This window comes from Pseudomonas mendocina (assembly GCF_003008615.1).
Taxonomy (GTDB): domain Bacteria; phylum Pseudomonadota; class Gammaproteobacteria; order Pseudomonadales; family Pseudomonadaceae; genus Aquipseudomonas; species Aquipseudomonas mendocina_C.
Window position 1 is genome coordinate 1,357,025 of record NZ_CP027657.1, and the last position, 25,228, is coordinate 1,382,252.

Annotated in this window: 24 protein-coding genes; 16 read left to right on the forward strand and 8 right to left on the reverse strand. The window is 64.5% G+C overall.

Features of this window, described 5'->3' with window-relative positions:
* Positions 1 to 26: 26 nt before the first annotated feature.
* The 5 genes from benC to C7A17_RS06350 form a co-directional block, all read right to left on the reverse strand.
* The gene (gene benC, locus C7A17_RS06330) at positions 27 to 1,037 is read right to left on the reverse strand and encodes a benzoate 1,2-dioxygenase electron transfer component BenC (RefSeq protein WP_106737221.1); all 1,011 of its coding nucleotides are present in this window, start codon (positions 1,035 to 1,037) and stop codon (positions 27 to 29) included.
* A gap of 81 nt (positions 1,038 to 1,118) precedes the next feature.
* Positions 1,119 to 1,607 (reverse strand): benzoate 1,2-dioxygenase small subunit, encoded by a 489-nt coding sequence (gene benB / locus C7A17_RS06335; RefSeq protein WP_106737222.1) that lies wholly within the window; start codon positions 1,605 to 1,607, stop codon positions 1,119 to 1,121.
* Positions 1,608 to 2,969 carry a benzoate 1,2-dioxygenase large subunit gene (gene benA, locus C7A17_RS06340; protein WP_106737223.1) on the reverse strand — a complete coding sequence of 454 codons (1,362 nt, stop codon included), beginning with the start codon at positions 2,967 to 2,969 and terminating at the stop codon, positions 1,608 to 1,610.
* Positions 2,970 to 3,163: 194 nt separating this feature from the next.
* Complete coding sequence (locus C7A17_RS06345; RefSeq protein WP_106737224.1) at positions 3,164 to 4,108, reverse strand: AraC family transcriptional regulator; 945 nt, start codon at positions 4,106 to 4,108, stop codon at positions 3,164 to 3,166.
* A 210-nt stretch (positions 4,109 to 4,318) separates the two neighbouring features.
* The gene (locus tag C7A17_RS06350; RefSeq protein ID WP_106737225.1) at positions 4,319 to 5,164 is read right to left on the reverse strand and encodes an IclR family transcriptional regulator; all 846 of its coding nucleotides are present in this window, start codon (positions 5,162 to 5,164) and stop codon (positions 4,319 to 4,321) included.
* 322 nt (positions 5,165 to 5,486) lie between these two features.
* On the opposite strand from C7A17_RS06350, the gene atzF reads away from it, so the two are divergent.
* From atzF to urtE, 7 genes are all read left to right on the forward strand, one after another.
* On the forward strand, positions 5,487 to 7,286 hold the full coding sequence (gene atzF, locus C7A17_RS06355) for an allophanate hydrolase (RefSeq protein WP_199796396.1): 1,800 nt from the start codon (positions 5,487 to 5,489) through the stop codon (positions 7,284 to 7,286).
* Positions 7,287 to 7,294: 8 nt separating this feature from the next.
* Positions 7,295 to 7,999 carry a GntR family transcriptional regulator gene (locus tag C7A17_RS06360; protein ID WP_106737227.1) on the forward strand — a complete coding sequence of 235 codons (705 nt, stop codon included), beginning with the start codon at positions 7,295 to 7,297 and terminating at the stop codon, positions 7,997 to 7,999.
* 75 nt (positions 8,000 to 8,074) lie between these two features.
* Positions 8,075 to 9,340 (forward strand): urea ABC transporter substrate-binding protein, encoded by a 1,266-nt coding sequence (urtA, locus tag C7A17_RS06365; RefSeq protein WP_106737228.1) that lies wholly within the window; start codon positions 8,075 to 8,077, stop codon positions 9,338 to 9,340.
* A 248-nt stretch (positions 9,341 to 9,588) separates the two neighbouring features.
* Positions 9,589 to 11,160, forward strand: coding sequence for an urea ABC transporter permease subunit UrtB (gene urtB, locus C7A17_RS06370; RefSeq protein ID WP_106737229.1), 1,572 nt, complete (start codon positions 9,589 to 9,591; stop codon positions 11,158 to 11,160).
* 126 nt (positions 11,161 to 11,286) lie between these two features.
* Entirely contained in the window at positions 11,287 to 12,375 is a 1,089-nt protein-coding gene (urtC, locus tag C7A17_RS06375) for an urea ABC transporter permease subunit UrtC (protein WP_106737230.1), read from the forward strand.
* Positions 12,372 to 13,214, forward strand: coding sequence for an urea ABC transporter ATP-binding protein UrtD (gene urtD, locus C7A17_RS06380; RefSeq protein ID WP_106737231.1), 843 nt, complete (start codon positions 12,372 to 12,374; stop codon positions 13,212 to 13,214). Before urtC ends, urtD begins: the two co-directional genes overlap by 4 nt.
* A 107-nt stretch (positions 13,215 to 13,321) precedes the next feature.
* A complete protein-coding gene (gene urtE / locus C7A17_RS06385) occupies positions 13,322 to 14,020 on the forward strand; it encodes an urea ABC transporter ATP-binding subunit UrtE (RefSeq protein WP_106737232.1) in 699 nt (232 codons plus the stop codon).
* A 164-nt stretch (positions 14,021 to 14,184) separates the two neighbouring features.
* Here urtE and C7A17_RS06390 read toward each other — a convergent pair whose 3' ends face one another.
* Positions 14,185 to 14,970, reverse strand: coding sequence for an aldolase (locus C7A17_RS06390; RefSeq protein ID WP_106737233.1), 786 nt, complete (start codon positions 14,968 to 14,970; stop codon positions 14,185 to 14,187).
* A gap of 182 nt (positions 14,971 to 15,152) precedes the next feature.
* On the opposite strand from C7A17_RS06390, the gene C7A17_RS06395 reads away from it, so the two are divergent.
* Positions 15,153 to 16,472, forward strand: a complete 1,320-nt coding sequence (locus tag C7A17_RS06395; RefSeq protein WP_106737234.1) for an aspartate aminotransferase family protein — start codon at positions 15,153 to 15,155, stop codon at positions 16,470 to 16,472.
* A 360-nt stretch (positions 16,473 to 16,832) separates the two neighbouring features.
* On the opposite strand, the gene pdxR is transcribed toward C7A17_RS06395, so the two are convergent.
* Positions 16,833 to 18,326: a MocR-like pyridoxine biosynthesis transcription factor PdxR gene (gene pdxR, locus C7A17_RS06400; RefSeq protein WP_106737235.1), complete on the reverse strand. Its 1,494-nt coding sequence runs from the start codon at positions 18,324 to 18,326 to the stop codon at positions 16,833 to 16,835.
* 176 nt (positions 18,327 to 18,502) lie between these two features.
* Between pdxR and C7A17_RS06405 the strand changes: the two genes are divergently transcribed.
* The 5 genes from C7A17_RS06405 to C7A17_RS06425 all read left to right on the forward strand — a co-directional run bounded on the left by C7A17_RS06405 (position 18,503) and on the right by C7A17_RS06425 (position 22,536).
* On the forward strand, positions 18,503 to 19,384 hold the full coding sequence (locus C7A17_RS06405; RefSeq protein ID WP_106737236.1) for a transporter substrate-binding domain-containing protein: 882 nt from the start codon (positions 18,503 to 18,505) through the stop codon (positions 19,382 to 19,384).
* 189 nt (positions 19,385 to 19,573) lie between these two features.
* A complete protein-coding gene (locus C7A17_RS06410) occupies positions 19,574 to 20,215 on the forward strand; it encodes an amino acid ABC transporter permease (protein WP_106737237.1) in 642 nt (213 codons plus the stop codon).
* 10 nt (positions 20,216 to 20,225) lie between these two features.
* Positions 20,226 to 20,888 (forward strand): amino acid ABC transporter permease, encoded by a 663-nt coding sequence (locus C7A17_RS06415; protein ID WP_092379825.1) that lies wholly within the window; start codon positions 20,226 to 20,228, stop codon positions 20,886 to 20,888.
* Positions 20,881 to 21,639, forward strand: coding sequence for an amino acid ABC transporter ATP-binding protein (locus C7A17_RS06420; RefSeq protein WP_106737238.1), 759 nt, complete (start codon positions 20,881 to 20,883; stop codon positions 21,637 to 21,639). The genes C7A17_RS06415 and C7A17_RS06420 overlap by 8 nt, the downstream gene beginning before the upstream one ends.
* A 138-nt stretch (positions 21,640 to 21,777) precedes the next feature.
* Positions 21,778 to 22,536: an SDR family NAD(P)-dependent oxidoreductase gene (locus C7A17_RS06425; protein WP_106737239.1), complete on the forward strand. Its 759-nt coding sequence runs from the start codon at positions 21,778 to 21,780 to the stop codon at positions 22,534 to 22,536.
* Positions 22,537 to 22,647: 111 nt separating this feature from the next.
* Here C7A17_RS06425 and C7A17_RS06430 read toward each other — a convergent pair whose 3' ends face one another.
* A complete protein-coding gene (locus C7A17_RS06430; RefSeq protein WP_106737240.1) occupies positions 22,648 to 23,358 on the reverse strand; it encodes a sulfite exporter TauE/SafE family protein in 711 nt (236 codons plus the stop codon).
* Positions 23,359 to 23,538: 180 nt separating this feature from the next.
* Between C7A17_RS06430 and C7A17_RS06435 the strand changes: the two genes are divergently transcribed.
* The 3 genes from C7A17_RS06435 to C7A17_RS06445 are packed head-to-tail and all read left to right on the forward strand — an operon-like array spanning position 23,539 to position 25,224.
* Positions 23,539 to 24,375: an urease accessory protein UreD gene (locus tag C7A17_RS06435; protein WP_106737241.1), complete on the forward strand. Its 837-nt coding sequence runs from the start codon at positions 23,539 to 23,541 to the stop codon at positions 24,373 to 24,375.
* Between the two features lie 42 nt (positions 24,376 to 24,417).
* Positions 24,418 to 24,720 (forward strand): urease subunit gamma, encoded by a 303-nt coding sequence (ureA, locus tag C7A17_RS06440; RefSeq protein ID WP_106737242.1) that lies wholly within the window; start codon positions 24,418 to 24,420, stop codon positions 24,718 to 24,720.
* Positions 24,721 to 24,723: 3 nt separating this feature from the next.
* Positions 24,724 to 25,224 carry a GNAT family N-acetyltransferase gene (locus C7A17_RS06445; protein WP_106737243.1) on the forward strand — a complete coding sequence of 167 codons (501 nt, stop codon included), beginning with the start codon at positions 24,724 to 24,726 and terminating at the stop codon, positions 25,222 to 25,224.
* Positions 25,225 to 25,228: the final 4 nt, after the last annotated feature.

The following is a 25,228-nucleotide window of genomic DNA, read 5'->3' on the forward strand; positions in this document are numbered from 1 at the left end:
TCCGGGCTACGCATGCCCGCTCGCACCTAGGCGCTGGCGGCGAATTTCTCGTAGTAGAAATTCGCCGGGGCGATGCCCTGCTCGCGGATGTAGGCGCTGACTGCCTCGACCATCGGCGGCGGGCCGCACAGGTAGATGTCTACCTCGCCGTCGTTGAGGTGACTGGGTTCGATGTGCTGGGTCACGTAGCCCTTGTGCGGGTAGCTGCTGCCTTCGCTGGCCACGCAGGCGCTGAAGGTGAAACCGGGAATGTTCGCGGCGAAGGCTTCCAGCCTGTCCAGCTCGACCAGGTCATGGTCGTGGGTCACACCGTAGATCAGGTGCAGCGGGTGCGCGCAGCCTTCGGCGGCGATCTTCTCCAGCATCGCGGTGAACGGCGCCAGGCCGGTACCACCAGCCAGCAACAGCAGCGGGCGCCTGATCTCGCGCAGGTAGAAGCTGCCCAGCGGGCCGGCCAGACTGATGCTGTCGCCAGCCTTGGCCAGGTTATTCAGGAAACTGCTCATCAGCCCGCCCGGCACGTTGCGGATCAGGAAGCTGACCTCGCCGTCCTTCGGCAGGCTGCTGAAGGAGTAGGCGCGCGTCTGTTCGCTACCCGGCACCTTGAGATTGACGTACTGTCCCGGCAGGAACGCCAGTTGGCTGAGCGCCTCGCCCTTGATCGACAGCGCGATGGTGCTGTCGGAGAGCTTGCGCACGGCGCTGATGGCGGCCTCGAAACTGGCCTGCTGGGTCTTGCACACCTGCGACGACGCCGGCACGCGGATCACGCAGTCGCTCTCGGCGCGCATCTGGCAGGTCAGCACATAACCCTGCTCAGCCTCGGCCTCGCTCAGAGCATCCTCGATGTATTCCTCGCCGAGGTCGTACTGCCCCGCCTCGGCGAAGCACTTGCAGGCACCGCAGGCACCGTCGCGGCAGTCCAGCGGAATGTTGATGCCCTGGCGATAGGCGGCATCGGCGACGGTTTCGCCGGTCTGGGCGTCGATGAAGCGGGTCACCCCGTCTTCGAAATTCAGTGCGATCTTGTGGCTCATGGCGCACCTCGCTATGCAGTTTTTGGCGTGCAGCGCCCCGAGGCGGGAGCCAATGGCCCCACCGGCAAGGCTGCAGCGGATTCAGATGTGATAGACGTCGATGATCTGCCTGACGTAGTCGTTCTTCAGCACCACCTTCTTGGCCTTGATCAGCGGGTTCGGCCCGCGTGTATCGAGGGTGTAGAAGCTGGTGCCGTAGAAGTGGTCGACGGTCTTGTAGCGGAAGCTCAGGGTGTGCCAGTTGAAGCGCACCTTGGCCACCCCGTCGCCCTGCTCGACGAGCTCGATGTTGTTGATGTTGTGCGACGTCCGGGTATCCGGGATGGTGGCACTGGAACGCTCGGTGCGGATGCGGAACACCCGATCCTCCAGACCGCTGCGGTTGCCGTACCAGATCAGCGAGATCTCGGTCTGCGGGTTCTCCACCAACTGGTCACGGTCATCCCAGGCCGGCATCCAGAACTCGGCGTCCGGGGCATACAGCTCCAGCCACTCGTCCCACTGCTTGTCGTCCAGGTAGCGCGCCTCGCGGTAGAGGAAATCGCGCACGGCATCATAGGAAAGGCTCATTCACGCACCCTCCACGTGGATCAGGTGTTCCTGTTCTTTCTTCACCGCCTCGATCATCTGCTGCTGCCAGTAGTGATGCTGCAGCACGAACAGGCCTTCGTCCTCGGTACGCGCACCGGACAGCAGCGGCTGCAGGTCGATCTCCCTGGCCGAGTCGTCGGCGCCGTCGATCCAGTGCTTGGCGCCGCGCGACATATCGTTCCACTCCATGGCGCGGCCGGCGAAGCCCTGCTGGCAGGCGCGGAATTCTTCCAGATCATCCGGCGTGGCCATGCCGGAGACGTTGAAGAAGTCTTCGTACTGGCGGATGCGCCGAGCGCGCGCTTCGGCACTCTCGCCCTTGGGCGCGATGCAGTAGATGGTCACTTCGGTCTTGTCCACCGACAGCGGGCGGGCGACGCGCAGTTGCGAGCCGAACTGATCCATCAGGTACAGATTGGGGTACAGGCAGAGGTTGCGCGAATGGCCGATCATCCAGTCGGCGCGTGCCTCGCCGAACTCGGCGGCCAGGCGCTCGCGGTCGGCGAACAGCGGGCGATCCTCGGGGTTGTCCCAGCGCGTCCAGAGCAGCAGGTGGCCGTTCTCGAAGGAGTAGAAACCACCGCCCTTCTTGCCCCAGCCGCCGGCGCTCATGGCGCGGATGTCATCGCCGGCTTCCTTGAGCTTGCGCTGTTGCTGAGTGGCGGCGTAGTTCCAGTGCACGGCGGAGACGTGGTAGCCATCGGCGCCGTTCTCCGCCTGCAGTTTCCAGTTGCCCTCGTAGACGTAGGTGCTGGAGCCGCGCAGCACTTCCAGGCCCTCGGTGGACTGGTCGCAGACCATGTCGATGATCTTCTTCGACTCGCCGAGGAAATCCTCCAGCGGCGCCACGTCCTCGCGCAGGCTACCGAACAGGAAGCCTCGGTAGGACTCGAAGCGGGCGACCTTCTTCAGGTCGTGGGAGCCGTCGCAGTTGAAGCTGTCCGGGTAGCCGGCGTCCTTGGGATCCTTGACCTTGAGCAGCTTGCCGCTGTTGTTGAAGGTCCAGCCGTGGAACGGGCAGGTGTAGCTGGCCTTGTTACCACTCTTGAAGCGGCAGAGCATGGCGCCACGGTGGCTACAGGCGTTGATGAAGGCGTTGAGTTCACCGTCCTTGTTGCGCGCGATGAAGATCGGCTGGCGCCCCATGTAGGTGGTGTAGTAATCGTTGACGTTGGGGATCTGGCTCTCGTGGGCCAGATACAGCCAGTTGCCTTCGAAGATGTGCTGCATCTCCAGGTCGAACAGGCGCGGGTCGGTGAACATCTCGCGCTTGCAGCGGAAGATGCCCTTGTCCTTGTCTTCTTCAAGCAGGCTGTTGAGGTAGTCGAGTCCCAGGGTCATGGCCATGGCTCCGTTGTTATTGTTTCAACGGTTCCAAGGCTAGGGACTGATTCCCGCGACCAATATCCAGTTCGTGCAGAACCCTATCCGTTTTCTGCAGGGTGCGAATGACGGAGCCTACGACCTATACCCCTACGCCGCTTGCGAGGGCGCCGGCACGTAGGGTGCGCCGTGCGCACCGAAAACGCGTGGGATCAGGATTCGCGGCGTCGCAGGGTATCGGAGGGCAACTCGCCGAAGGCACTCTTGTAGCTCTCGGAGAAGCGCCCGAGATGCAGGAAGCCGTAGTCCAGCGCCACCTCGGTGACGTTGCGCACCTTGGACGTCGGATCCTTCAGACAGGCATGCACGCGCTCGAGCTTGCGCTGGCGGATGTAGTGCTTGGGCGTGGTGCGCAGGTATTTCTCGAACAGCGCGTAGAGCGAGCGCGGGCTCATGTGCGCGAGCTGAGCCAGTTGCTCGACGCTGATGTCCTGCTTGAGGTTCTCTTCGATGAACTGCACCAGGCGCTCGAACGACGGGCTACTTTCCGACAGCTCCTGACGCTGCACGTTGTTGCTCAGCAGCCCCAGCAGCTTGCTGGCGATGATGCGCGTGTAGTGCTCCTGCACCAGCGGCAGCGACTGCTCGCTCTCGGCCTCCTCGCAAACCAGACCGAGCAGGTTGGTGAAACCCTCCAGTTGCGGCAACTGATGACGCGAGGCGAAACGCACGCCATCACCCGGCCGCTGCCAGTGGTTATCGACGCAGGCACGCTCGATCAGGTGAGCCGGCAGCTTGACGATGAACTTCTCGCAGTCGTCGGAGTAGGTCAGGTCGACCGGGTCGTCCGGGTTGATCAGCAGCAGTTCGCCAGGGGTGAAGTAGTGCTCCTCACCATGGCCGCGCCAGAGGCAATGGCCTTGCAGCAGCACCTGCAGGTGATAGATGGTTTCCAGCGCTGGCGAGGTGACCCGCACGCTGCCGCCATAGCTGATGCGGCACAGGTCGACGCTACCAAAGCTGCGATGGCTGAGGCTGGCCGACGGGCGGCCGCTATTGGGCAGACGAATGCAATGCGACCCCACATGCTGGTTGACGTAATCGGACACCGCATAGGGATCGGCATTGGCGAACAGCCGACTCTTCTCGTTGAGCATCACGGCACTCTTATCATTGTTATGAGGTGGCGAGTGCTGACGGGCCAAGGCTGCCCTCCTCGCTCGAACCATGAATACAGGCAAATCGCCCGCTGTGCAGACGAGGCGATCAGCGGTCGCCTCGTCCACCAGCTTATTCAGTGGCCGAGCTTAGGCAATCGCACCTTCGGCGAACATCGAAGCGGTCGATAATCGCCCTGTTTCGCGCGATCAGGCTGGACGGAACAGCTGCCCACTCAACTCGCGACTGGCACTGAGCATCAACGGCAGATAGCGTTTCTCCAGTTCGGCGACTGGCACGCGGCCGGCATGGGTGCTGATGTTCATCGCCGCCAGCACGTGACCGGCCGAGTCGTAGACCGGCACCGCCAGCGAGCGCAGGCCCTGCTCCAACTCCTGGTCGACGATGCACCAGCCCTGATGGCGCACGCGCTGCAGGCACTCCCACAACGCGTCGGGCGTGTGCAGGGTACGACTGGTCTTGGCCTGCAGTTCGGCATGGGCCAGATAGTCCTGCAACTGGTCATCGTCCAGTGCAGCCAGCAGGATACGGCCCATGGAGGTGCAGTAGGCCGGCAAGCGGCTGCCAACGCTCAAGTCCACCGAGATCAACCGCTGCGGAATCGCCGAACGCGCCAGGTACAACACCTGTTCGCCTTCCAGCGTGGCCAGGTTGCAGGCCTCATGCAGCTGCTCGCTGAGACGGTCGAGAAACGGCTGTGCAGACACCGCCAGCGGTGTCGACGACAGATAGGCATGACCCAGAGTCAGCACCTTGGGCAGCAGCGAGTAAGTACGCCCGTCGGTAGTCACGTAGCCCAGCTTCATCAGACTGTAGAGGCAGCGGCGCACGGCGGCGCGAGGGATCTCGGTGCGATGGCTGATCTGCGCAATGGTCAGGTGGCGCTTGCGCTCCTGGAAGGCGTTGATCACTGCCAGACCACGAGCCAGGGAGGTCATGAAGTTGGGGTCGCCAGCGAACTCCTCGATACGCTTGGCCGGTGATACGTAGGGGGGCGGCGCAAGGCTGGTAAGCGGCGGACGGGTTTCGCTCATGATGCCTCCGAAAACAGGATGGACAGCGTCAGGCGATTATCGAACCATTGTGCGGTAATCGCAAATTAACGATTAGGTGAACATTATCGACCGGATCAGATTTCACCAAAATCCAGAGCAGCACCATTCCCCCCATTACCTAGAGGTCTGTCTTTGCACCATGACCATGCAAGATTGCTCCAGCTCGGTGCATCTCAGCCAACAGACCAATCTTTTGCGCCATTCAAATAAGACTAAGCACATGAAATAAAGGACTTTATTAGAGCTGGCACCGTCATTGCTCTGCTGATCCCAACTTGGATACAAGATGGGATCTAAACGCATGAACCACACACCGATCGCTTTCACCCTCGCGCAATGGCAACAGGCCTACCGTGACGGCCAATCGCCTGCCGAACTGCTGCACGCCCTGCGCCGAGAACTGCGCGCTGACGACACCGCCTGGATCGCCCTGGCCAGCGAAGCCCAACTGGACACTCAACTCGACGCCCTGACCAGCGCACTGCAAGGCGCAGGCGGCGACCTGAGCAGGCTGCCACTGTACGGTGTGCCCTTCGCCATCAAGGACAATATCGACGCCGCCGGCTGGCCCACCACCGCTGCATGCCCCGAATTCGCCTACCAGGCCGGGGCCGATGCCACTGTGGTCGCCCGCCTGCGCGCCGCTGGCGCGATCCTGATCGGCAAGACCAACCTCGATCAGTTCGCCACCGGCCTGGTCGGTACCCGTTCGCCTCATGGTGCGGTGCCCAACAGCTTCAATCCGGCTTACGTCAGCGGCGGCTCCAGCTCGGGTTCGGCCAGCGTGGTCGCGCGTGGCCTGGTGCCCTTCTCCCTCGGCACCGATACCGCCGGCTCCGGCCGTGTACCGGCAGGCTTCAACAATATCGTCGGGCTCAAGCCGACCAAGGGCTGGCTGCCCAATACCGGCCTGGTTCCGGCCTGCCGCACCCTGGACTGCATCTCGGTGTTCGCCCTGACCGTCAGCGATGCCCTGGCCGTGGCCAACATCGCTGGCGGCTACGACGCCGCCGATGCTTACAGCCGCCAGAACCCGGCCAGCGCCAAGGTCGGCATGCCAGCCCAACCGCGCCTGGCGGTGCCGGCCAACCCCGAGTTCTTCGGCGACTGCCAGAACCAGGCCGTCTATGCCAGCGCCCTGGGCAAGCTGCGCGAACTCGGCGCCGAGCTGGTGGAGATCGATTTCACCCCCTTCCAGCAACTGGCCGAGCAGCTCTATTACGGCTCCTGGGTTGCAGAGCGCACCGTCGCGGTGGAGGGTGTCGATCCAGCACATATCAACCCGGTGGTGCGCGGTATCGTCGAAAACGGCCACAAGTACAGTGCTTGCGATGCCTACAAGGCCGAATACATTCGCGCCGAATTGAGCCGGAAGATCAACGACGCCCTGGCCGGCTTCGATGCCCTGGTGGTGCCCACCTCACCAACCATTCGCACCCTGGCCGAGATGGAAGTCGAACCGGTGCTATTCAACAGCCAGTTCGGCACCTACACCAACTTCACCAACCTCGCCGACCTGTCCGCCCTGGCAGTCCCGGCGGGTCTGCGTACCGACGGACTGCCGGCCGGCATCACCCTGCTCGCCCCGGCCTGGCATGACCAGGCGCTGGCCGCCTTCGGCCAACGCTGGCAGCAGGCCCTCGCCCTGCCGCTGGGTGCCACCGGCAAGCCGCTGCCAACACAAAGCGCCAGCGACAAGCCAGCACCGGGCAGTATCCGCGTCGCCGTGGTCGGTGCGCACCTGACCGGCATGCCGCTGAACTTCCAGCTGACCAGCCGCGATGCCGTGCTGGTGGAGCAGACCACCAGCGCCGCGCATTACCGCCTGTACGCCCTGCCCGGCACCGTGCCGCCCAAGCCGGGCCTGGCGCGGGTCGCCGAGGACGGCGCCGAGATAATCGTCGAGCTGTGGGACGTGCCGCAGGCGCGCTTCGGTGAGTTCGTCGCGGAGATCCCGCCACCTTTGGGTATCGGCAATCTGGAGCTGGCCGACGGCCGCTGGGTCAAGGGCTTCATCTGCGAGCCCTACGCCCTGGACGGCGCGCGCGACATCACCAGCTTCGGTGGCTGGCGCGCGTTCATTGCCAGCACCAGGGCCTGAGCACACTGATGCCACGTTCTACCGAGCGCCCGCAGAGCCTGGCCGAGCGTATCTACGCCCAGCTCAAGGACGACATCTTCGAGTTCCGCCTGATGCCCGGCGACCGCTTCTCCGAAGGCGAGGTCGCCGAGCGCATGGCAGCCAGCCGCACGCCCGTGCGTCAGGCGCTGCATCGCCTACAGCGCGAGGGTTTTCTCGACGTGCACTTTCGCAGCGGCTGGCAGGTTCGCCCGCTGGACTTCGCCCAATTCGATGAGTTGTACGAGCTGCGCATCGTCCTCGAACTCGAAGCTGTACGCCGACTTTGCCTGCGCCCCACGGACGAACACCCAGCTGCACTGCAGGCACTCGCGCGCACCTGGATGGTGCGAAAGGACGAGCAACTGCAGGGCGGCGTCGCGGTTTCGCGCCTCGACGAGGCCTTCCATTGCCAGTTGCTGGACGCGGCCGGCAACCAGGAGATGGCCCGCGTCCACCGCGAGGTCAGCGAGAAGATCCGCATTCTAAGGCGGCTGGATTTCACTCAGGCGCAGCGCATCGACCTGACCTATGCCGAACACCAGCAAATTCTCGAGGCAATCCTGACCCGTCGCTCAGAAGAGGCACAGCAATTGCTCAAGGGCCATATAGAGGTCAGCAAGGCAGAGGTGCATTCGATCACCTTGCACAAGCTGTACGGCGCTCGTCAGCGCGTAGAGCCGATGCCGGAATAACCGGGCCATGACCTTCACTGCATGACCAATAACAACGCTGTCCGCTTACTCACACTTGTGAATGGAGATCGCACCATGCAACGTCGCAGCCTGATCAAGGCCTTCACCCTTTCCGCTTCCATCGCCGCCATGGGCCTGTCCTGGTCCATCCAGGCCGCCGAGACCATCAAGGTCGGCATCCTGCACTCGTTGTCCGGCACCATGGCCATTTCCGAAACCTCGCTGAAAGACATGGCGCTGATGACCATCGACGAGATCAACGCCAAGGGCGGCGTGCTCGGCAAGCAACTGGAGCCGGTGGTGGTCGACCCCGCATCGAACTGGCCGCTGTTCGCCGAGCGCGGCCGCCAGCTACTGACCCAGGACAAGGTCGCGGTGACCTTCGGCTGCTGGACCAGCGTATCGCGCAAATCCGTGCTGCCGGTCTATGAGGAACTCAACGGCCTGCTGTTCTACCCGGTGCAGTACGAGGGTGAAGAAATGTCGCCGAACGTGTTCTACACCGGTGCGGCGCCAAACCAGCAGGCCATCCCGGCGGTGGAATACCTGCTCAGCGAAGACGGCGGCGGCGCCAAGCGCTTCTTCCTACTCGGCACTGACTACGTCTACCCGCGCACCACCAACAAGATCCTGCGCGCCTTCCTGCACAGCAAGGGCATCGCCGACAAGGACATCGAAGAGGTCTACACCCCCTTCGGCCACAGCGACTATCAAACCATCGTCGCCAACATCAAGAAGTTCTCCGCTGGCGGCAAGACCGCCGTGGTTTCCACCGTCAACGGCGACTCCAACGTGCCGTTCTACAAGGAACTGGCCAACCAGGGCCTGGAAGCCACCGAAGTACCGGTGGTGGCCTTCTCCGTGGGTGAGGAAGAACTGCGCGGCATCGACACCAAACCGCTGGTCGGCCACCTGGCGGCCTGGAACTACTTCCAGTCCGTGGAGAACCCGGTCAACGAGAAGTTCGTCGCCGACTGGAAAGCCTACGCCAAGGCCAAGAAGCTGCCGAACGCCGACACCGTGGTAACCAACGACCCGATGGAAGCCACCTACGTCGGCATCCACATGTGGGCGCAGGCGGTCGAGAAGGCCGGCACCACCGACGTCGACAAGGTGCGTGAAGCCATGGCCGGCCAGGAATTCGCAGCGCCGAGCGGCTTCACCCTGAAAATGGACGAGAAGAACCACCACCTGCACAAGCCGGTGATGATCGGCGAGATCCAGGAAGACGGTCAGTTCTCCGTGGTCTGGGAAACCGAAGGCCCGATCCGTGCCCAGCCGTGGAGCCCCTTCATCGAAGGCAACGACAAGAAAGCCGACACCCCGGTGAAGTCGAACTGAGGATGCCCTGAAAGAACTGTTTATCGTCACTCCCGCGCAGGCGAGAGCCCAGGCGTTTCGTGGCCTCTGGATTCCCGCCTGCGCGGGAATGACGGTAATTTCAGAGCATCCATAAGGCAAAAGCCCCTCTCCCCCAGCCCCTTCTCCCATTCAGGGCGCAGGGGCAGTGGGAGAGGGCAGCCCTAACCCGGATGCAATCCGGGACGCTCACCCCGGATTGCATCCGGGCTACGCCAAGGACACCCCTTATGCCCACTGCCCTTACCCGAATTCTTCTGAGCCTGCTGCTGTTGCTGCCGCTGATCGCGAGCGCTGGCGAGGCCGACGACTTCGTCGCCGCCAATGCCGGCCAGCAGGCCAGCCTGCTGCAGGACTGGGCCGCAGCGCCCAACACCGCGCGCATGCCCTTGCTGCAAGCGCTGCAGCAAGGCCGCGTCGCCGGTGACAGCGACAAGCGCGCCTTCATCGAACAGGACGGCACCTGGCAAGCCGCCGATGGTGCAGCCGAAGCCAATGGAACGCCGCGCAAACTGCGTCTGAACAACCGCCTGCGCGGTCTGGTGGCGGTCGCCGTCGCCAGCCACCAGTTGCTCGAACACGATGTCGCTGCACGCCTGGCCGCCGCCAAGCAGCTGCAACGCAATACACCGCCGGCCTTGCTGCCGCTGCTGGAAAGCCGCATGAGCGCCGAGGCCGACGAGAACGTGCGTGACGCACTGACCCTGGCACTGGCCAACCTGCAGCTGGCGGATACCAACCCGACCGTGCGCCTGGCTGCCGTGCAGCGCCTGGGCCAGACCGGCGATCCGCTGGCCCGCGTGCGCCTGGAAGCCCTGCTTGATCCAGCGCAGGAAAGCGATGCCGAGGTACGCGCCGCCGCGCAGAAGAGCCTGGCCCAGGTGAAGAACAAGCTGATGATCGGCGAAGTGCTCGGTCAGGCCTTCAGCGGCCTGTCGCTCGGCTCGATCCTGCTGCTCGCCGCCCTCGGTCTGGCCATCACCTTCGGCCTGCTCGGGGTGATCAACATGGCCCATGGCGAGATGCTGATGCTCGGTGCCTACACCACCTATGTGGTGCAGCTCAGCTTCCAGCGCCTGGCCCCCGAATACCTCACGCTCTACCCGTTGGCCGCACTGCCGATTGCCTTCCTGGTCACCGCTTGCATCGGCATGGCCCTGGAACGCACGGTGATCCGCCACCTCTACGGCCGCCCGCTGGAAACCCTGCTGGCCACCTGGGGCATCAGCCTGATCCTGATCCAGCTGGTACGCGTCACCTTCGGCGCACAGAACGTCGAAGTGGCCAACCCGGCCTGGCTGTCCGGCGGCATCCAGGTGCTGCCGAACCTGGTGCTGCCGTACAACCGTATCGTCATCATCGGCTTCGCCCTGTTCGTCGTTGTCCTGACCTGGCTGCTGCTGAACAAGACGCGCCTGGGCCTGAACGTGCGCGCCGTGACGCAGAATCGCAACATGGCCGCCTGCTGCGGCGTGCCCACCGGCCGCGTGGACATGCTGGCCTTCGGTCTGGGTTCGGGGATCGCCGGCCTCGGCGGCGTGGCCCTGAGCCAGATCGGCAACGTCGGCCCGGATCTCGGCCAGAGCTACATCATCGACTCCTTCCTGGTGGTGGTGCTCGGCGGCGTCGGCCAGTTGGCCGGTAGCGTGCTGGCGGCCTTCGGCCTGGGCGTGGTGAACAAATTCCTCGAGCCGCAGATCGGCGCCGTGCTGGGCAAGATCCTCATCCTCGCGCTGATCATCCTGTTCATCCAGAAACGCCCGCAAGGCCTCTTCGCGCTCAAAGGACGGGTGATCGACTGATGACCAGAGACCGTTATTGCGCCATCACGCGTAGGGCGGGTGAAAACCGCCAGAGACAGACCAAACGCCATCACTGCTGCGGCGGGTTGCACCGCCCTACGGACTTGAAGGACGAGTGACCGACTGATGAATGCGATAAACCAAACGCTGCTGGCGCGCGCCAGCGCCAAGCTCGGCCCACGGATCTCGCTGGCCATCGGCCTGGTGGTGCTGGCGATCCTGCTCGCCATGCCGCTGCTGCACATGCTACCGGCCGACCACGCCCTGCACGTCTCGGCCTACAGCCTGACGCTGGTGGGCAAGATCCTCTGCTACGCCATCGTCGCCCTGGCGCTGGATCTGGTCTGGGGCTACGCCGGCATGCTGTCGCTCGGCCACGGCCTGTTCTTCGCCCTCGGCGGCTACGCCATGGGCATGTATTTGATGCGCCAGAGCGCCGGTGACGGCCTGCCGGCGTTCATGAGCTTTCTCGCCTGGAGCGAGCTGCCCTGGTACTGGTACGGCACCTCCAGCTTCCTCTGGGCGCTGTGCCTGGTGGTGCTGGCCCCCGGCCTGCTGGCCCTGGTGTTCGGCTTCTTCGCCTTCCGCTCGCGAATCAAGGGCGTGTACTTCTCGATCATGACCCAGGCACTGACCTTCGCCGGCATGTTGCTGTTCTTCCGCAACGAAACCGGCTTCGGCGGCAACAACGGCTTTACCGGGTTCACCCGCATCCTCGGCTTCGACATCACTGCGCAGGGCACCCGTGCCGTGCTGTTCTTCGCCACCGTGATGCTGCTGGTGGGCAGCCTGTACCTGGGTTTTCGCCTGGCGCGCAGCAAGTTCGGCCGGGTGCTCACCGCACTGCGTGATGCCGAGAACCGCCTGATGTTCTGCGGCTACGATCCGCGCGGTTACAAGCTGTTCATCTGGGTATTGAGCGCAGTGTTGTGCGGCCTGGCCGGTGCGCTGTACGTACCGCAAGTGGGCATCATCAACCCCAGCGAAATGGCGCCGACCCAGTCCATCGAGGCCGCCGTCTGGGTCGCCCTGGGCGGCCGCGGCACGCTGATCGGCCCACTGCTCGGCGCCGGCCTGGTCAACGGCATGAAGAGCTGGTTCACCGTGGCCTTCCCGGAATACTGGCTGTTCGCCCTGGGCGCACTGTTCATCGTCGTCACGCTCTTCTTACCCAGAGGCGTCGTCGGCCTGCTGAAGAAGGAGAAGGATCAATGAGAGCCACTCCGGTACCCGAAACCATGCTCGAAGCTGCCTTCGACCCCACCGGCCTGGCGCTGGACACCGGCAACCTGCTGGGCAAGGGCGTCAACGTCCGTCACGGCACCATCCTCACCCTGGAAGACATCAACGTCAGCTTCGATGGCTTCAAGGCGCTGACCAACCTGACCCTGTACATCGGCGTCGGCGAGCTGCGCTGCATCATCGGCCCCAACGGCGCCGGCAAGACCACCATGATGGACGTGATCACCGGCAAGACCCGCCCGGACAGCGGTGTGGCCTACTTCGGCGAGCAGTTCGACCTGACCCGCATGAGCGAAGTGGAAATCGCCCAGGCTGGCATCGGCCGCAAGTTCCAGAAGCCCACGGTGTTCGAAGCGCTGTCGGTGTTCGAGAACCTGGAACTGGCGCAGAAGACCAACAAATCGGTGTGGGCCAGCCTGCGTGCCAGGCTCACGGGCGAACAACGCGACCGTATCGACGAAGTGCTGGGAACCATTCGCCTGGAATCCTCGCGCCACCGCCCGGCCGGCCTGCTCTCCCACGGCCAGAAGCAGTTCCTCGAGATCGGCATGCTGCTGATGCAGGAGCCACACCTGCTGCTGCTCGACGAACCGGTGGCGGGCATGACCGACGCCGAGACCGAGTTCACCGCCGAGCTGTTCAAGTCCCTGGCGCGCAAGCACTCGCTGATGGTGGTCGAGCACGACATGGGCTTCGTCGGCTCCATCGCCGACCACGTCACCGTGCTGCACCAAGGCAGCGTGCTGGCCGAAGGCTCGCTGGAGAAGGTGCAGAACGACGAGCGGGTGATCGAGGTTTATCTGGGGCGCTGACACCAACCGTGGGAGGGGCTTTAGCCCCGAGCTCTCAAAGATCAAAAGCGTTGCGGCTAAAGCGGATCGCCGCCCGGCCCCTCCCACAAAATGAAAAGGACATCGATATGCTGCAAGTCCAACAACTCCACCAGTATTACGGCGGCAGCCACATCCTCCGTGGCCTGTCGTTCGACGTGAAGGTCGGCGAAGTCACCTGCCTGCTCGGCCGCAACGGCGTGGGCAAGACCACCCTGCTCAAATGCCTGATGGGCCTGATCCCGGCCAAAGACGGCAGCGTGCAGTGGGAAGGCAAGGCCATCACCGGCTTCAAACCGCACCAGCGCGTGCATGCCGGCATCGCCTACGTGCCGCAGGGGCGCGAGATCTTCGGCCGCCTGACGGTCGAGGAAAACCTGCTGATGGGCCTGTCGCGCTTCCCCGGCAGCCAGGCCAAGACCGTACCCGAGTTCATCTACGAGCTGTTCCCGGTACTGCGTGAGATGAAACATCGCCGTGGCGGCGACCTGTCCGGCGGCCAGCAACAACAGTTGGCCATCGGCCGCGCTCTGGCCAGTCAGCCGCGCCTGCTGATCCTCGACGAGCCCACCGAAGGCATCCAGCCCTCGGTGATCAAGGAGATCGGCGCGGTGATCAAGAAGCTCGCCGCCCGTGGCGACATGGCCATCCTGTTGGTCGAGCAGTTCTACGACTTCGCCGCCGAGCTGGCCGACCAGTATCTGGTGATGAGCCGTGGCGAGATCGTCCAGCAGGGCCGTGGCGCGAACATGGAAGCCGAAGGCGTACGCGGGTTGGTGGCGATCTGATGCGGAACGTAGGGCGGGTGTAACCCGCCAGATCCATCCAGGAAGCGTCAATTGGTGGGCTAAAGCCCACCCTACGGCAGGCGAGCGATTTGTAGGGTGGGCCGGGCGGCGCCCCGCTTTAGCCCACCGAAATCGAATGGTTGCTACGGCCTCAATTCAGCCCTTCACTCGGCGAAATCCGCCCCCTCGCGCAGCAACTGACGCTTCACGCTCTCCAGATGCAGGTACGCACTTTCGGCGTTGCCCTGCAGCATCTGCCGGCACGCCGCACTGGCAATCGCCGGCGCCACCGCTTTCAACGGACGACCGCTGGCCATGGCCTTGAGCTGCACCTCGGCGGCACGCTCCAGGTAGTAGAGGTCGTCCCAGGCCTCGGCAATGCTCGGCCCCAGCACCAGCGGGCCATGGTTCTTCAGCATCACCACATCGGCATCACCTGCCGCACGGGCGATGCGCTCGCCCTCTGCGTAGTTCAGGGCAAGGCCCTGATAATCCTCATCCACCGCCAGACGCTCATAGAACTTCAACGCCGTCTGTCCGGCCCAGATGAAGGGCTCGCCCTCCAGCATGCACAGCGCCGTGGCGTTGGGCATATGGGTGTGAAACGCCGCCGTGGCACGCGGGTTGAGGCGGTGCAACTGGGCATGGATGAAGAACGCCGTGGCCTCCGGGCGCCCCTCGCCCAACACCACGCGCCCCTCGAAGTCGCAGATCAGCAGCGACGAGGCCGTGACCTCGGCGAAAGCCAGGCCATAAGGGTTGACCAGAAACAGCTCGGGCCGCCCCGGCACCACCACGGAAAAGTGATTGCAGATGCCCTCGCCCATGCCGAGCCTGGCAGCCATGCGAAAACAGGCGGCCAGGTCGATACGCGCCTGGGCGATTGCGGGGCTATCAAGGCCTTCGGTGGACGCCAGCGGGGCGGTGTTGATCTCGAATGCATGGGCCATGGTTTCACTCCTGAAAACGGATGCCTCCAGCCTAGCCTGTGCACACAAAGCGCCTAGGGACAGTTGCCCGACGTCGGCGAGCCAGACGCGCTGACCCGGCCACTTCCGGCATCTGGCCCTACGGCACCCGGCAGCTTTGTTCCTATGGTGCAGCCATCCGCAACGGCCAGCCCGAGGTCATCATGAGCACACCGATCAACAACCAGTACGTCCACGATCTGGATCGCCAGCACGTCTTCCACTCCTGGTCGACCCAGGGCGCCCTCAACCCGCTGGTGATCGCCGGTGGCGAGGGCTGCACGCTGTGGGACTACGACGGCAAACGCTACCTCGACTTCAGCAGCCAACTGGTCAACACCAACATCGGCCACCAGCACCCGAAGGTCATCGCCGCCATCCAGGCACAGGCCGGCAGCCTGGTGACCATCGCCCCGGCCACCGCCAACCTGATGCGCGGCGAGGCGGCCAAGCGCATCCTCGCCCGCGCACCGGCTGGCTTCTCCAAGGTGTTCTTCACCAACGCCGGCGCCGATGCCAACGAGAACGCCATGCGTATGGCGCGCCTGTACACCGGCCGCGACAAGATCCTCTCCGCCTACCGTTCCTACCATGGCAGCACCGGCGCGGCCATCGTCGCCACTGGCGACCCACGCCGCATACCCAACGAATACGCCCGTGGCCACGTGCACTTCTTCAATCCCTACCTGTACCGCAGCGAGTTCAACGCGGCGAACGAAGAAGAAGAATGTGCGCGTGCCCTGCAGCACTTGCGCCGGGTTATCGAGTGCGAGGGGCCGGGCGCCATCGCCGCCATCCTGCTGGAAAGCATCCCCGGCACCGCCGGCATCCTGGTGCCACCCAAAGGCTACATGCAGGGCGTACGCAAGCTGGCCGACGAGTTCGGCATTCTGCTGATCTGCGATGAAGTGATGGCCGGCTTCGGCCGCACCGGTGCCTGGCTGGCGCTGGAGCATTTCGGCGTGGTGCCGGATCTGATCGTCTTCGCCAAGGGCGTCAACTCCGGCTACGTGCCAGCGGGCGGGGTGATGATCTCCAAGCCGATCTGCAAGCACTTCGACACGCACTTCTTCCCCGGCGGGCTGACCTATTCCGGCCACCCGCTGGCCATGGCCGCCATCGTCGCCACCCTGGATGCGATGGCCGAAGAAGGCATGGTGGAGAACGCCCGGGACATTGGCGCCCAGGTGCTCGGCCCAGGCCTGCAGAAGCTGGCCGAGCGCTACCCGATGATCGGCGAAGCGCGTGGTATTGGCCTGTTCTGGGCACTGGAGTTCGTCAGCGACGTGCAGAAGAAGACGCCGATGCCGGCGCCGGTTATGCAGGAAATGAAAGCGGCGCTGACCTCCCGCGGGCTGCTCAGCTTCGTGGTGGAAAACCGCATCCATGTGGTGCCGCCGTGCATCGTCAGCGCCGCGCAGGTGAACGAGGCGCTGGCGATCTTCGACGAGGTGTTCGTCCTGTTCGCGCCGCGCTTTGCCTGAGAACCGTCGCGGCTGAAGCCGCTCCCACAAGGTCTGCGAAACTCGGGAAGGCTGCGTAGCACGGATGCAATCCGGGGACTGCGGTTCTGCCTCCGGCGCCAGCCACGCCGCAAACTGCCCCCTCTCTCATTTATGGGAGAGGGCTGGGGAGAGGGTGGTACTGGGGGCCCAGATCGCGGACCGACATCGCGCACGGCCCCGCAAATGGTGGATCGTGAAATCCGCCCTACGATCGAAACAACATCGCGGCTGAAGCCGCTCCCACAGCTCTGCGACATCCGGAAAACCAGTCACCGCAGTGGCCTTGCTCTCACATATGAAGCGACGTCTTGTGGGAGGGGCTTCAGCCGCGACCGCTCTTCACAACCCCGCCAACACCTCACCCAGTTTCTGCACGCCCGGCCGAATGCGTTCGGCATCGATGGCGTGAAACCCCAGGCGCATGAAGTTGGTCGGTGCCGTGCCGTCGCCGAGGAAGAACTGCGCCCCGGATTCGATGAGCACGCTCTGCTGCGCTGCTGCCCAGGCCAGGCGCTGGGTATCGACGCCCGCAGGCGCGGCCAGCCAGCAGGCGCTGGCACCGGGGCTGCCCATCGGCTGGCAGTCGCTCAGGTCGCTGCGCAGCGCCTGGTAAAGCAGCTCGCGGCGGCGGCAATGCTCCTCGCGAAAACGCCGCAGGTGAGCATCGTAATGTCCCTGAGCGAGGAAATCGGCGAGCATGCGCTGGTTGTTCAGCGGCGGGTGGCGGTACATCAGCCGGCGCAGTGCCCTCAGCTCGTCAATCAGCTCGGCGTCGGCCACCATGTAGCCGATCCGCAGCCCCGGCGAGAAGGCCTTGGACAAGCTGCTCAGGTAGATCACCCGGCCGCTGCTGTCGCTGGCCTTGAGCGCCGGCAGCGGGTGGTTGTCGAGATTGAATTCGGCGTCGTAGTCGTCCTCGATCAGCACTTGGTCGTGCTCGCGAATCTGCCGCAGCAGTTGCTCGCGCCGCGCCGCGCTCATCGCTACGCCGGTGGGCACCTGGTGCCCTGGCGTCACGTAAAGGTACTGGCAGTCATCCAGGCGCCGATCCACCACCAGGCCCTGGTCGTCGACATCCTGAAGGTGCACTTTGGCGCCATGCAGGTCGAAGATACTCGCGGCATCACGAAAGCCGGGGTTCTCCACACCCACGCGCACCCCGCGCGCCATCAGCAGACTGGCCAGCAGATACAGCGCATTCTGCGAGCCCAGGGTCACCAGGATCTCATCGGCACGCGCCCAGATACCGCGCTTAGGCAGCACGCGGGTACGCAGTTGCTCGATCAGTTGCTCGTCGTCCCTGTCGAAGCGGTCGCCCAGCCAGCCCTGGTCGCGCTCGCCGCTGAGGTTCTTGCGCGACACCTCGCGCCAGCGCTCCAGCGGGAACAGCTCGCTGATCGGCTGGCCGTAGATGAACGGGTAGGTGAAGCGGCTCCAGTTGCTCGGGCGCAATACGCCGTGCTTCAAACTGGGCTGCATGCGAAAGCGCGTGGCCCAATCCGGGGCAGTGGCGGCGCTGCTGTCATCGGACGGTTCCGGCTTGCGCAGTGGCGTCATGCGCAGGACGGCATCGGTCTGCCCGCAGTAATCGGGATGCAGGTAATAGCCACTGCGCGGGCGGCTGACCAGGTAGCCGTTGTCGAGCAGGCTCTCGTACACCAGCGCCACGGTATTGCGCGACACAGACAACTGCTGGGACAGCTTGCGACACGAAGGTAGCGGCTCGTCGGCCGGGAAACCGCCACCGAGAATGGCCGACACCAGCGACTCGCGAAGCTGCTCCTGAAGGCCGCGCTGACGGTCGAAATCGAGGTGGTAGAAGTGATCGATCATGGCGCCCTCCAACATCCAAACAACCCTGTGATGTAGCAAGTAGCGCGCCACTGTCACTGGCCAGAACAAAGGCCGGAACTGCCCCTATCGCCGGCTCGACAGGCGTCTCTAAGGTGAAAACGAAACCGCCGCCGAGCGGCCTGGACAACCCTTGTCGACACCTCTGGAGCACGCCCATGAAGCCATCGAACACCGATTCCAAATCCTTCGGCCTGCTGCGCAAGCTGGCCCTGGCCAGTTGCCTGGTCGGCGCCTCGCTGAGCGCCCATGCCGACCTCGACGATATCAAGTCCAAGGGCGTGATGACCGTCGCCACCGAGGATGACTACGCGCCGTTCAACTTCATCGTCGACGGCAAGCCGGAAGGGTTTCACAAGGAGCTGCTGGAAGACCTGAAGTCCTACGCCAAGGCCCAGGGCTTCGACGTGAAGCAGGAAATCCTGCCCTGGACCGGCCTGCTCGCCTCGGTCTCGGCCGGCCAGTACGACATGGCCTTCACCGGCGCCCTGGTCACCGACGACCGCCTGCGCGTGTTCAATTTCGCCCCGCCCTTCGCCTCCGCGCAGCACTTCTACGTCAAGCGCGCCGGTGACGACCGCCTCAGCGACATCGCCAGTCTGTGTGGTAAGACCGTCGGCCTTCAGGCCGGCAGCGCCCTGCTCGCACGCCTGCCGGAGCTGAAGAAGATGATGGCCGACGAAGGCTGCGAGATCGGCACCGTGACCGAGTACCCGTCCTACCCGGAGGCCTACGCCGACCTGGCTAACGGCCGTCTGGACTACGTGATCAACGCGCTGATTTCGGTCAACGACCTGGTCAAGACCCGTGGCGACACCTTCGCCAAGGGCATCGCAGTCTCCGGTGACGGCTTTGCCGCCTGGCCGGTGCCCAAGAGCAGCCCCGAGCTACTGAAATTCCTCACCGCTTTCATGACCGAGGTGCGCGATAACGGCCGCCTGGCCGAGTTGCAGACCAAGTGGTTCGGCGAGGCCTTCCCGGCCATGCCCAAGGAGCCGATCAGCAACGTCGAGCAATTCCACAAGCTCGCCGGCATGTAATGACAGCAGGCCGGCGGCCGACTGAGTGATGGCCGTAGGGTGCGCCGCGCGCACCAGCATTAACGGTGCCAGCGCTTCGGTGCGCACGGCGCACCCTACATGCACATCGTCAACGCAATGCCGTCTATCAGGGCCAGCCCTGGCCCTGACCTTGCTTGCAACACCCCACCATTTTTCTAGGAGCCCGACATGAACGGACAAGCCTGGTTATTGCTGCTCGAAGGCGCCTGGACGACTCTGTGGATCTCCTCGATCGCCATCGCACTGGGCGTGGTCATCGGCCTGGGCATTGCGCTCCTGCGCATGGCACGCATCCCCTTCGTGGAACAGGCGCTGATCCTCTACGTGAGCCTGGCGCGCGCCACGCCGCTGGTCACTCTGGTGCTGTTCATCTTCCTCTCGGCACCCACCTTCGGCCTGGCCATGGATCGCAACACGGCGGCGATTCTCGCCCTCACCCTGAACACCGCAGCCTTCAACGCCGAGGTGTGGCGCACGGCCTTCATCAGTTTCTCCCGCGAGCAGAAGGAGGCGGCGCTGGCCTGCGGCATGACCAATGGCGTGTTCTTCCGCCGCATCATGCTGCCACAGATGATCACCAGCAGCCTGCCCGGCCTGGTCAACGAGATGTCCTTTTTGATCAAGAGCAGCCCGGCCATCGCGGTGATCGGCATCGTCGACCTGACCCGCGTGACCAACCGCATCAGCGCCGTGACCTACGAGCCGCTGCCACCGATTCTCGCCGCCGCCCTGCTGTACATGCTGATCATCGGCGTGCTGCTCAAGGTGCAGGCCATCGCCGAGAAGAAAGCCAACCGACTGGCCATGTGAGGACGCGACCATGACCGAATGGAGCATCATCTGGGAAGCGCGCGGCGCCTTCCTCAACGGCGCACTCAACACGCTGATCCTGTTCGCCCTGTCGGTGCTGGCGGCCTTCGTCATCGGCTGCTTCAGCGTCTACCTGCTGGAGGGCCGCAACTGGCTGTCGACCTTGCTGCGCGGGGCGATCAACCTGATGCGCATGCTGCCCTTCCTGGTGCTGGCCTACCTGCTCTACTACGGCCTGCCGGCCCTGGGCATCAAGCCCAGCGCCTGGGGCGCGGGCTTGGTGGCGCTGGCCATCTATCACGCGGCCTACTTCGCCGAGATCCTGCGTGGCGCGCGCCTGGTGCTGCCGCTCGGCCAGGTCGAGGCGGCCAAGGCCCATGGCTTTCGCCCCGGTCGCCTGTACTGGCGGATCATCCTGCCGCAACTGGTGATCCGCACCCGTCCGCTGCTCGGCAATCAGTTGATCTACGCACTGAAGGACACCGCCTTTCTCACCATCATCACCGTGCAGGAGCTGACCGCAGCGGCCAACTCGGTGCAGGCCACCTACTTCATTCCCAGCGAGGCATTCATCGTGGTCATCGCCCTGTACTGGATCATCAGCATCTGCCTGGAACTGGCGCTCAAGTGGGCGAGCCGGTTCGGCGCCAAACGAGGTTTCGAACATGCCTGAGGCACCTGCGGTACAGATCGACAATCTTTCCAAGAGCTTCGACGGCGTCGAGGTGCTGCGCGACATCTCGCTGACCGTGAACAAGGGCGAGGTGGTCAGCGTGCTGGGCTCGTCCGGCTCGGGCAAATCCACCCTGCTGCGCTGCATCAACTGGCTCGAAGAGCCGGATCGCGGCAGTATTCACATCGCCGGCCAGCGCATCGGCGTCGACGTCCAGGGCAAGCGCATGAACAACCGCGACCTGGCGGCGATTCGCGCCCGCACCGGTATGGTGTTCCAGAGCTTCAACCTGTGGCCACACCTGAACGTGCTGCAGAACGTCATGGAAGCACCGATGCAGGTGAAGAAGATGCGCAAGGACGAAGCCCGCGCCATCGCCCAGACGCTGCTGGAAAAGGTCGGCATGGAACAGAAGGCCGAGGCCTTTCCCTACACCCTCTCCGGTGGGCAGAAGCAGCGCGTGGCGATTGCCCGCGCCCTGGCCATGAGCCCGGAAGTGATCCTGTTCGACGAGCCGACCTCGGCACTCGACCCGGAGCGGGTCGGCGAAGTGCTGACGGTGATGAAGAACCTCTCCAGCGAGGGCTACACCATGATCGTGGTCACCCACGAAATGGAATTCGCCCGCGCGGTGTCGGATCAGGTGGTGTTCCTGGAAAAGGGCCTGCTGATCGAGAAATCCGCGCCGGAGAAGTTCTTCACCAACCCGGAAACCGAACGCGTGCGCAAGTTCCTCGAACTGTCCGCATGAATCCGCGGCCAGCTGTGGAGCGCGGCCTTTAGCCGAACGCCTTACACTGGCGCCCCGCCCCAGTAGGACTGCTCTAGCTGCGCCCGATAGCGGATGCAGGAGCAGGCCATGAACCCTGATAGCAAAACGAGGTTATCCATGAGCAAGGTGGCATTCATCACAGGCGCGACATCCGGTTTCGGCCGCGCCACGGCACGACGCTTCGCCGAGGCCGGCTGGGCCCTGGTGCTCAGCGGCCGACGCCTGGAGCGCCTGGAAGAACTGAAGGCCGAACTGCAGGACAAGGTACCGGTGCATATCGCCGCGCTCGACGTGCGCGATGCGGCGGCAGTGAAGGCGCTGGTCGACAGCCTCCAGGCACCCTTCAACCGTATCGACGTGCTGGTCAACAACGCAGGTCTGGCGCTGGCCCCGGAAGCCGCGCAGAAGGTCGCCCTGGAAGACTGGCACACCATGATCGACACCAACGTCACCGGCCTGGTCAACGTCACCCACGCGGTGCTGCCGAAGCTGCTGGAAATCGGCAAGGGCACCAGCATCATCAACATCGGTTCGGTGGCCGGCGAATGGCCCTACCCGGGCGGCCATGTGTACGGTGCCACCAAGGCCTTCGTCAAACAGTTCAGCTTCAACCTGCGTTGCGACCTGGTGTCCACCGGCGTGCGCGTCACCGACATCGCACCGGGCATGGCCGAGACCGAGTTCACCCTGGTGCGCACCAAGGGCAACCAGGCTGCCTCCGACGCGCTGTACGGCACTACCACACCGCTGACCGCCGAAGATATCGCCGAGCAGATCTTCTACGTCGCCACCCTGCCCGACCATATCAACATCAACCGCCTGGAAATCATGCCGAGCCGCCAGGCCTGGTCGCCCTTCGCCATCGACCGCGATTGAAGGACGAGCCTCTCAGGGCGGGTCATCGACTCCGAACCCGCCCGTAGGGTGCGCCGTGCGCACCGCCGTGATCCCGCAGCAACGGATACTTCTCGGTGTGCGCAGCGCACCCTACATGATCGCCTTCAGCAGGCTGCCCAACGACAACAGCACCAGCAACCCTCCGACCAACACCCGCAACGACAAGGGCTGCCAGCGTGGATGCAACCACTGGCCGAGCAGGTTGCCGGCCAACGCCGGCAGTGCCAGCTCCAGCGCCAGCCGCCACTGCCCGCCGCTCAGCACACCCGCGACACCCAGCCCGATCAGCGCAGCGCCACTGCTGGCCAGGAAGAACAGCACCGCTGTACCGCGCAACTGACCTGCGTCGAGGCCGCTGCGCAGCAGGTAGATCATCAAGGGCGGGCCGCCAGCCGAGGCCAAGGTGGTCGCCAGGCCGGATGCCAGCCCCGCCAACCAGGCCATGCCCTGGCTCACCGGCGTGGCAACGGAGGGCCGCCACAACACCAGCATGCCCCCACACAAACACAGCACCGCCACCAGCGGCGCCATGATGTGCGCCGGCAGCCACAGCAGCAGCCAGGCGCCCAGCGGCACCGCCAGCAGCATGCCAACCAACAGACGCCCCAGCACGCGCCCATGCACGGCGCGCAACGCCGCCGGCCATAGCGTCACACTGCAGGCCACGTCGAGAATCAGCGCCACCGGCACCGCCTCGGCAGGCGGCAACTGCAGCATCAGCCCGAGCGCCATCAGCATGGCGAAACCGAAGCCGCTGTAGCCGCGCACCAGGCCCGCAGCGAAGGCGATAAGAATGAACATGAGCACTCCGCACGAATCGACGCCCGACTCTAGAGCTGGCCAGGCGCGATAAGGCAGAGCCAGATGCAGCACCGCGACTGGCCACAGGTGCAAGCAGGTGCATAGGCGCACCGAATTGGTTCAGGGCACGCCTCTTGCTTGCCCACTCGGTCAACTATCCTGCGGAACCGCTGCCTCAACATGAATCTGCCTGCCACCCTGTTCACGCCAAGCTGGCCCGCCGAGCTGGAGCTGGCCTACGCGCGCCACGGTGAGCGCACCACACCGGTGCGCAGGCGCCACCTCGGCCCTCTTAGAGTGCAGAAGCACCTGTACGCAGAAGGGCCCGAAGTCTGCCAGCACATCATCGTCCACCCACCCGGCGGCATTGCCGGTGGTGACCGCCTCGACATATCGGCCCACGCCGGCGAACACACCTGGGTACAGCTCACCAGCCCCGGCGCGGCCAAGTGGTATCGCGCCGCAGGTGTCGCCCATCAGGATCTACATCTGCGCGTCGACGCCGGCGCCACCCTGGAATGGCTGCCGCAGGAAACCATCATCTATGCCGGCGCCCAGGCCGAACTGCACACACAGATCGACCTGTGCGGTGACGCCCGCCTGTTCTACTGGGACATCGTCGCCCTTGGCCGCCCTGCTGCCGACGAGCGCTTTACCAGCGGCCATTTCCAGGCCGCGCTGGACGTCCGCCGCGATGGCAAGCTGCTCTGGCATGAACGCCAGCGCGTGACCGGTGGCGACGGCCTGCTCGACTCGCCCATCGGCCTCGACGGACAGCCGGTGTTCGCCACCCTGCTGGTCAGCGGCGAAGTGGACAGCGAGCTGCTGGAGCGCTGCCGTGAATTGAAAATCGACGGCGTGCGCGGTGATCTCAGCCAACTGTCGGGCCTGCTGATCGCGCGCTGCCTGGCCAGCGAAGCGCTCAAGGCACGAGCCTGGCTGATCGAACTCTGGCGTCTGCTACGCCCGACGCTGCTGGGTCGCGAAGCGGTGCCACCCCGAATCTGGAATACCTGAGGCGGAGGCTGCCTGCAGCCACCCCATGAACTGGAGCGAACGATGGATCTGAGTCCACGCGAGAAAGACAAGCTGCTGATCTTCACCGCCGGCCTGGTGGCCGAACGCCGCCTGGCGCGCGGGGTGAAGCTGAACTACCCGGAGGCCATGGCCTATATCTCCGCCGCCCTGCTCGAAAGTGCGCGCGACGGCCAGACCGTCGCCGAGTTGATGCACTTCGGCACCACCCTGCTGAGTCGTAATCAGGTGATGGAAGGCGTGCCGGAGATGATCCCGGAAATCCAGATCGAAGCCACCTTCCCCGACGGCACCAAGCTGGTGACCGTCCACCAGCCGATTGCTTAAGTCATGACCTATTCGATTCAAGACGCCGGTGAAGCCGACCTGCCCGGCATCCTGGCCATCTATAACGACGCGGTGGAGTTCACTACGGCGATCTGGAACGAGACCCTGGTGGATCTCGCCAACCGCCGTGCCTGGCTGGTCGAACGCACGGCAGCCGGCTTTCCGGTGCTGGTAGCGCGTGACGCCGCAGGCCTGGTGCTCGGCTACGCCAGCTATGGCACCTGGCGCACCATCGAAGGCTTTCGCCAGACCGTCGAGCATTCGGTCTACGTACGCGCCGACCAGCGCGGCCTCGGCCTCGGCCCGGCGCTGATGCAGGCGCTGATCGAGCACGCTCGCGCCGCCAACCTGCACGTCATGGTCGCCGCCATCGAGTCGCAGAACACCGCCTCGATCCGCCTGCACCAGCGCCTCGGCTTCGTTACCACAGGGCAGATGCCCCAGGTCGGCCGCAAGTTCGGCCGCTGGCTGGATCTGACCTTCATGCAACTGATTCTGGAGTGAGCAG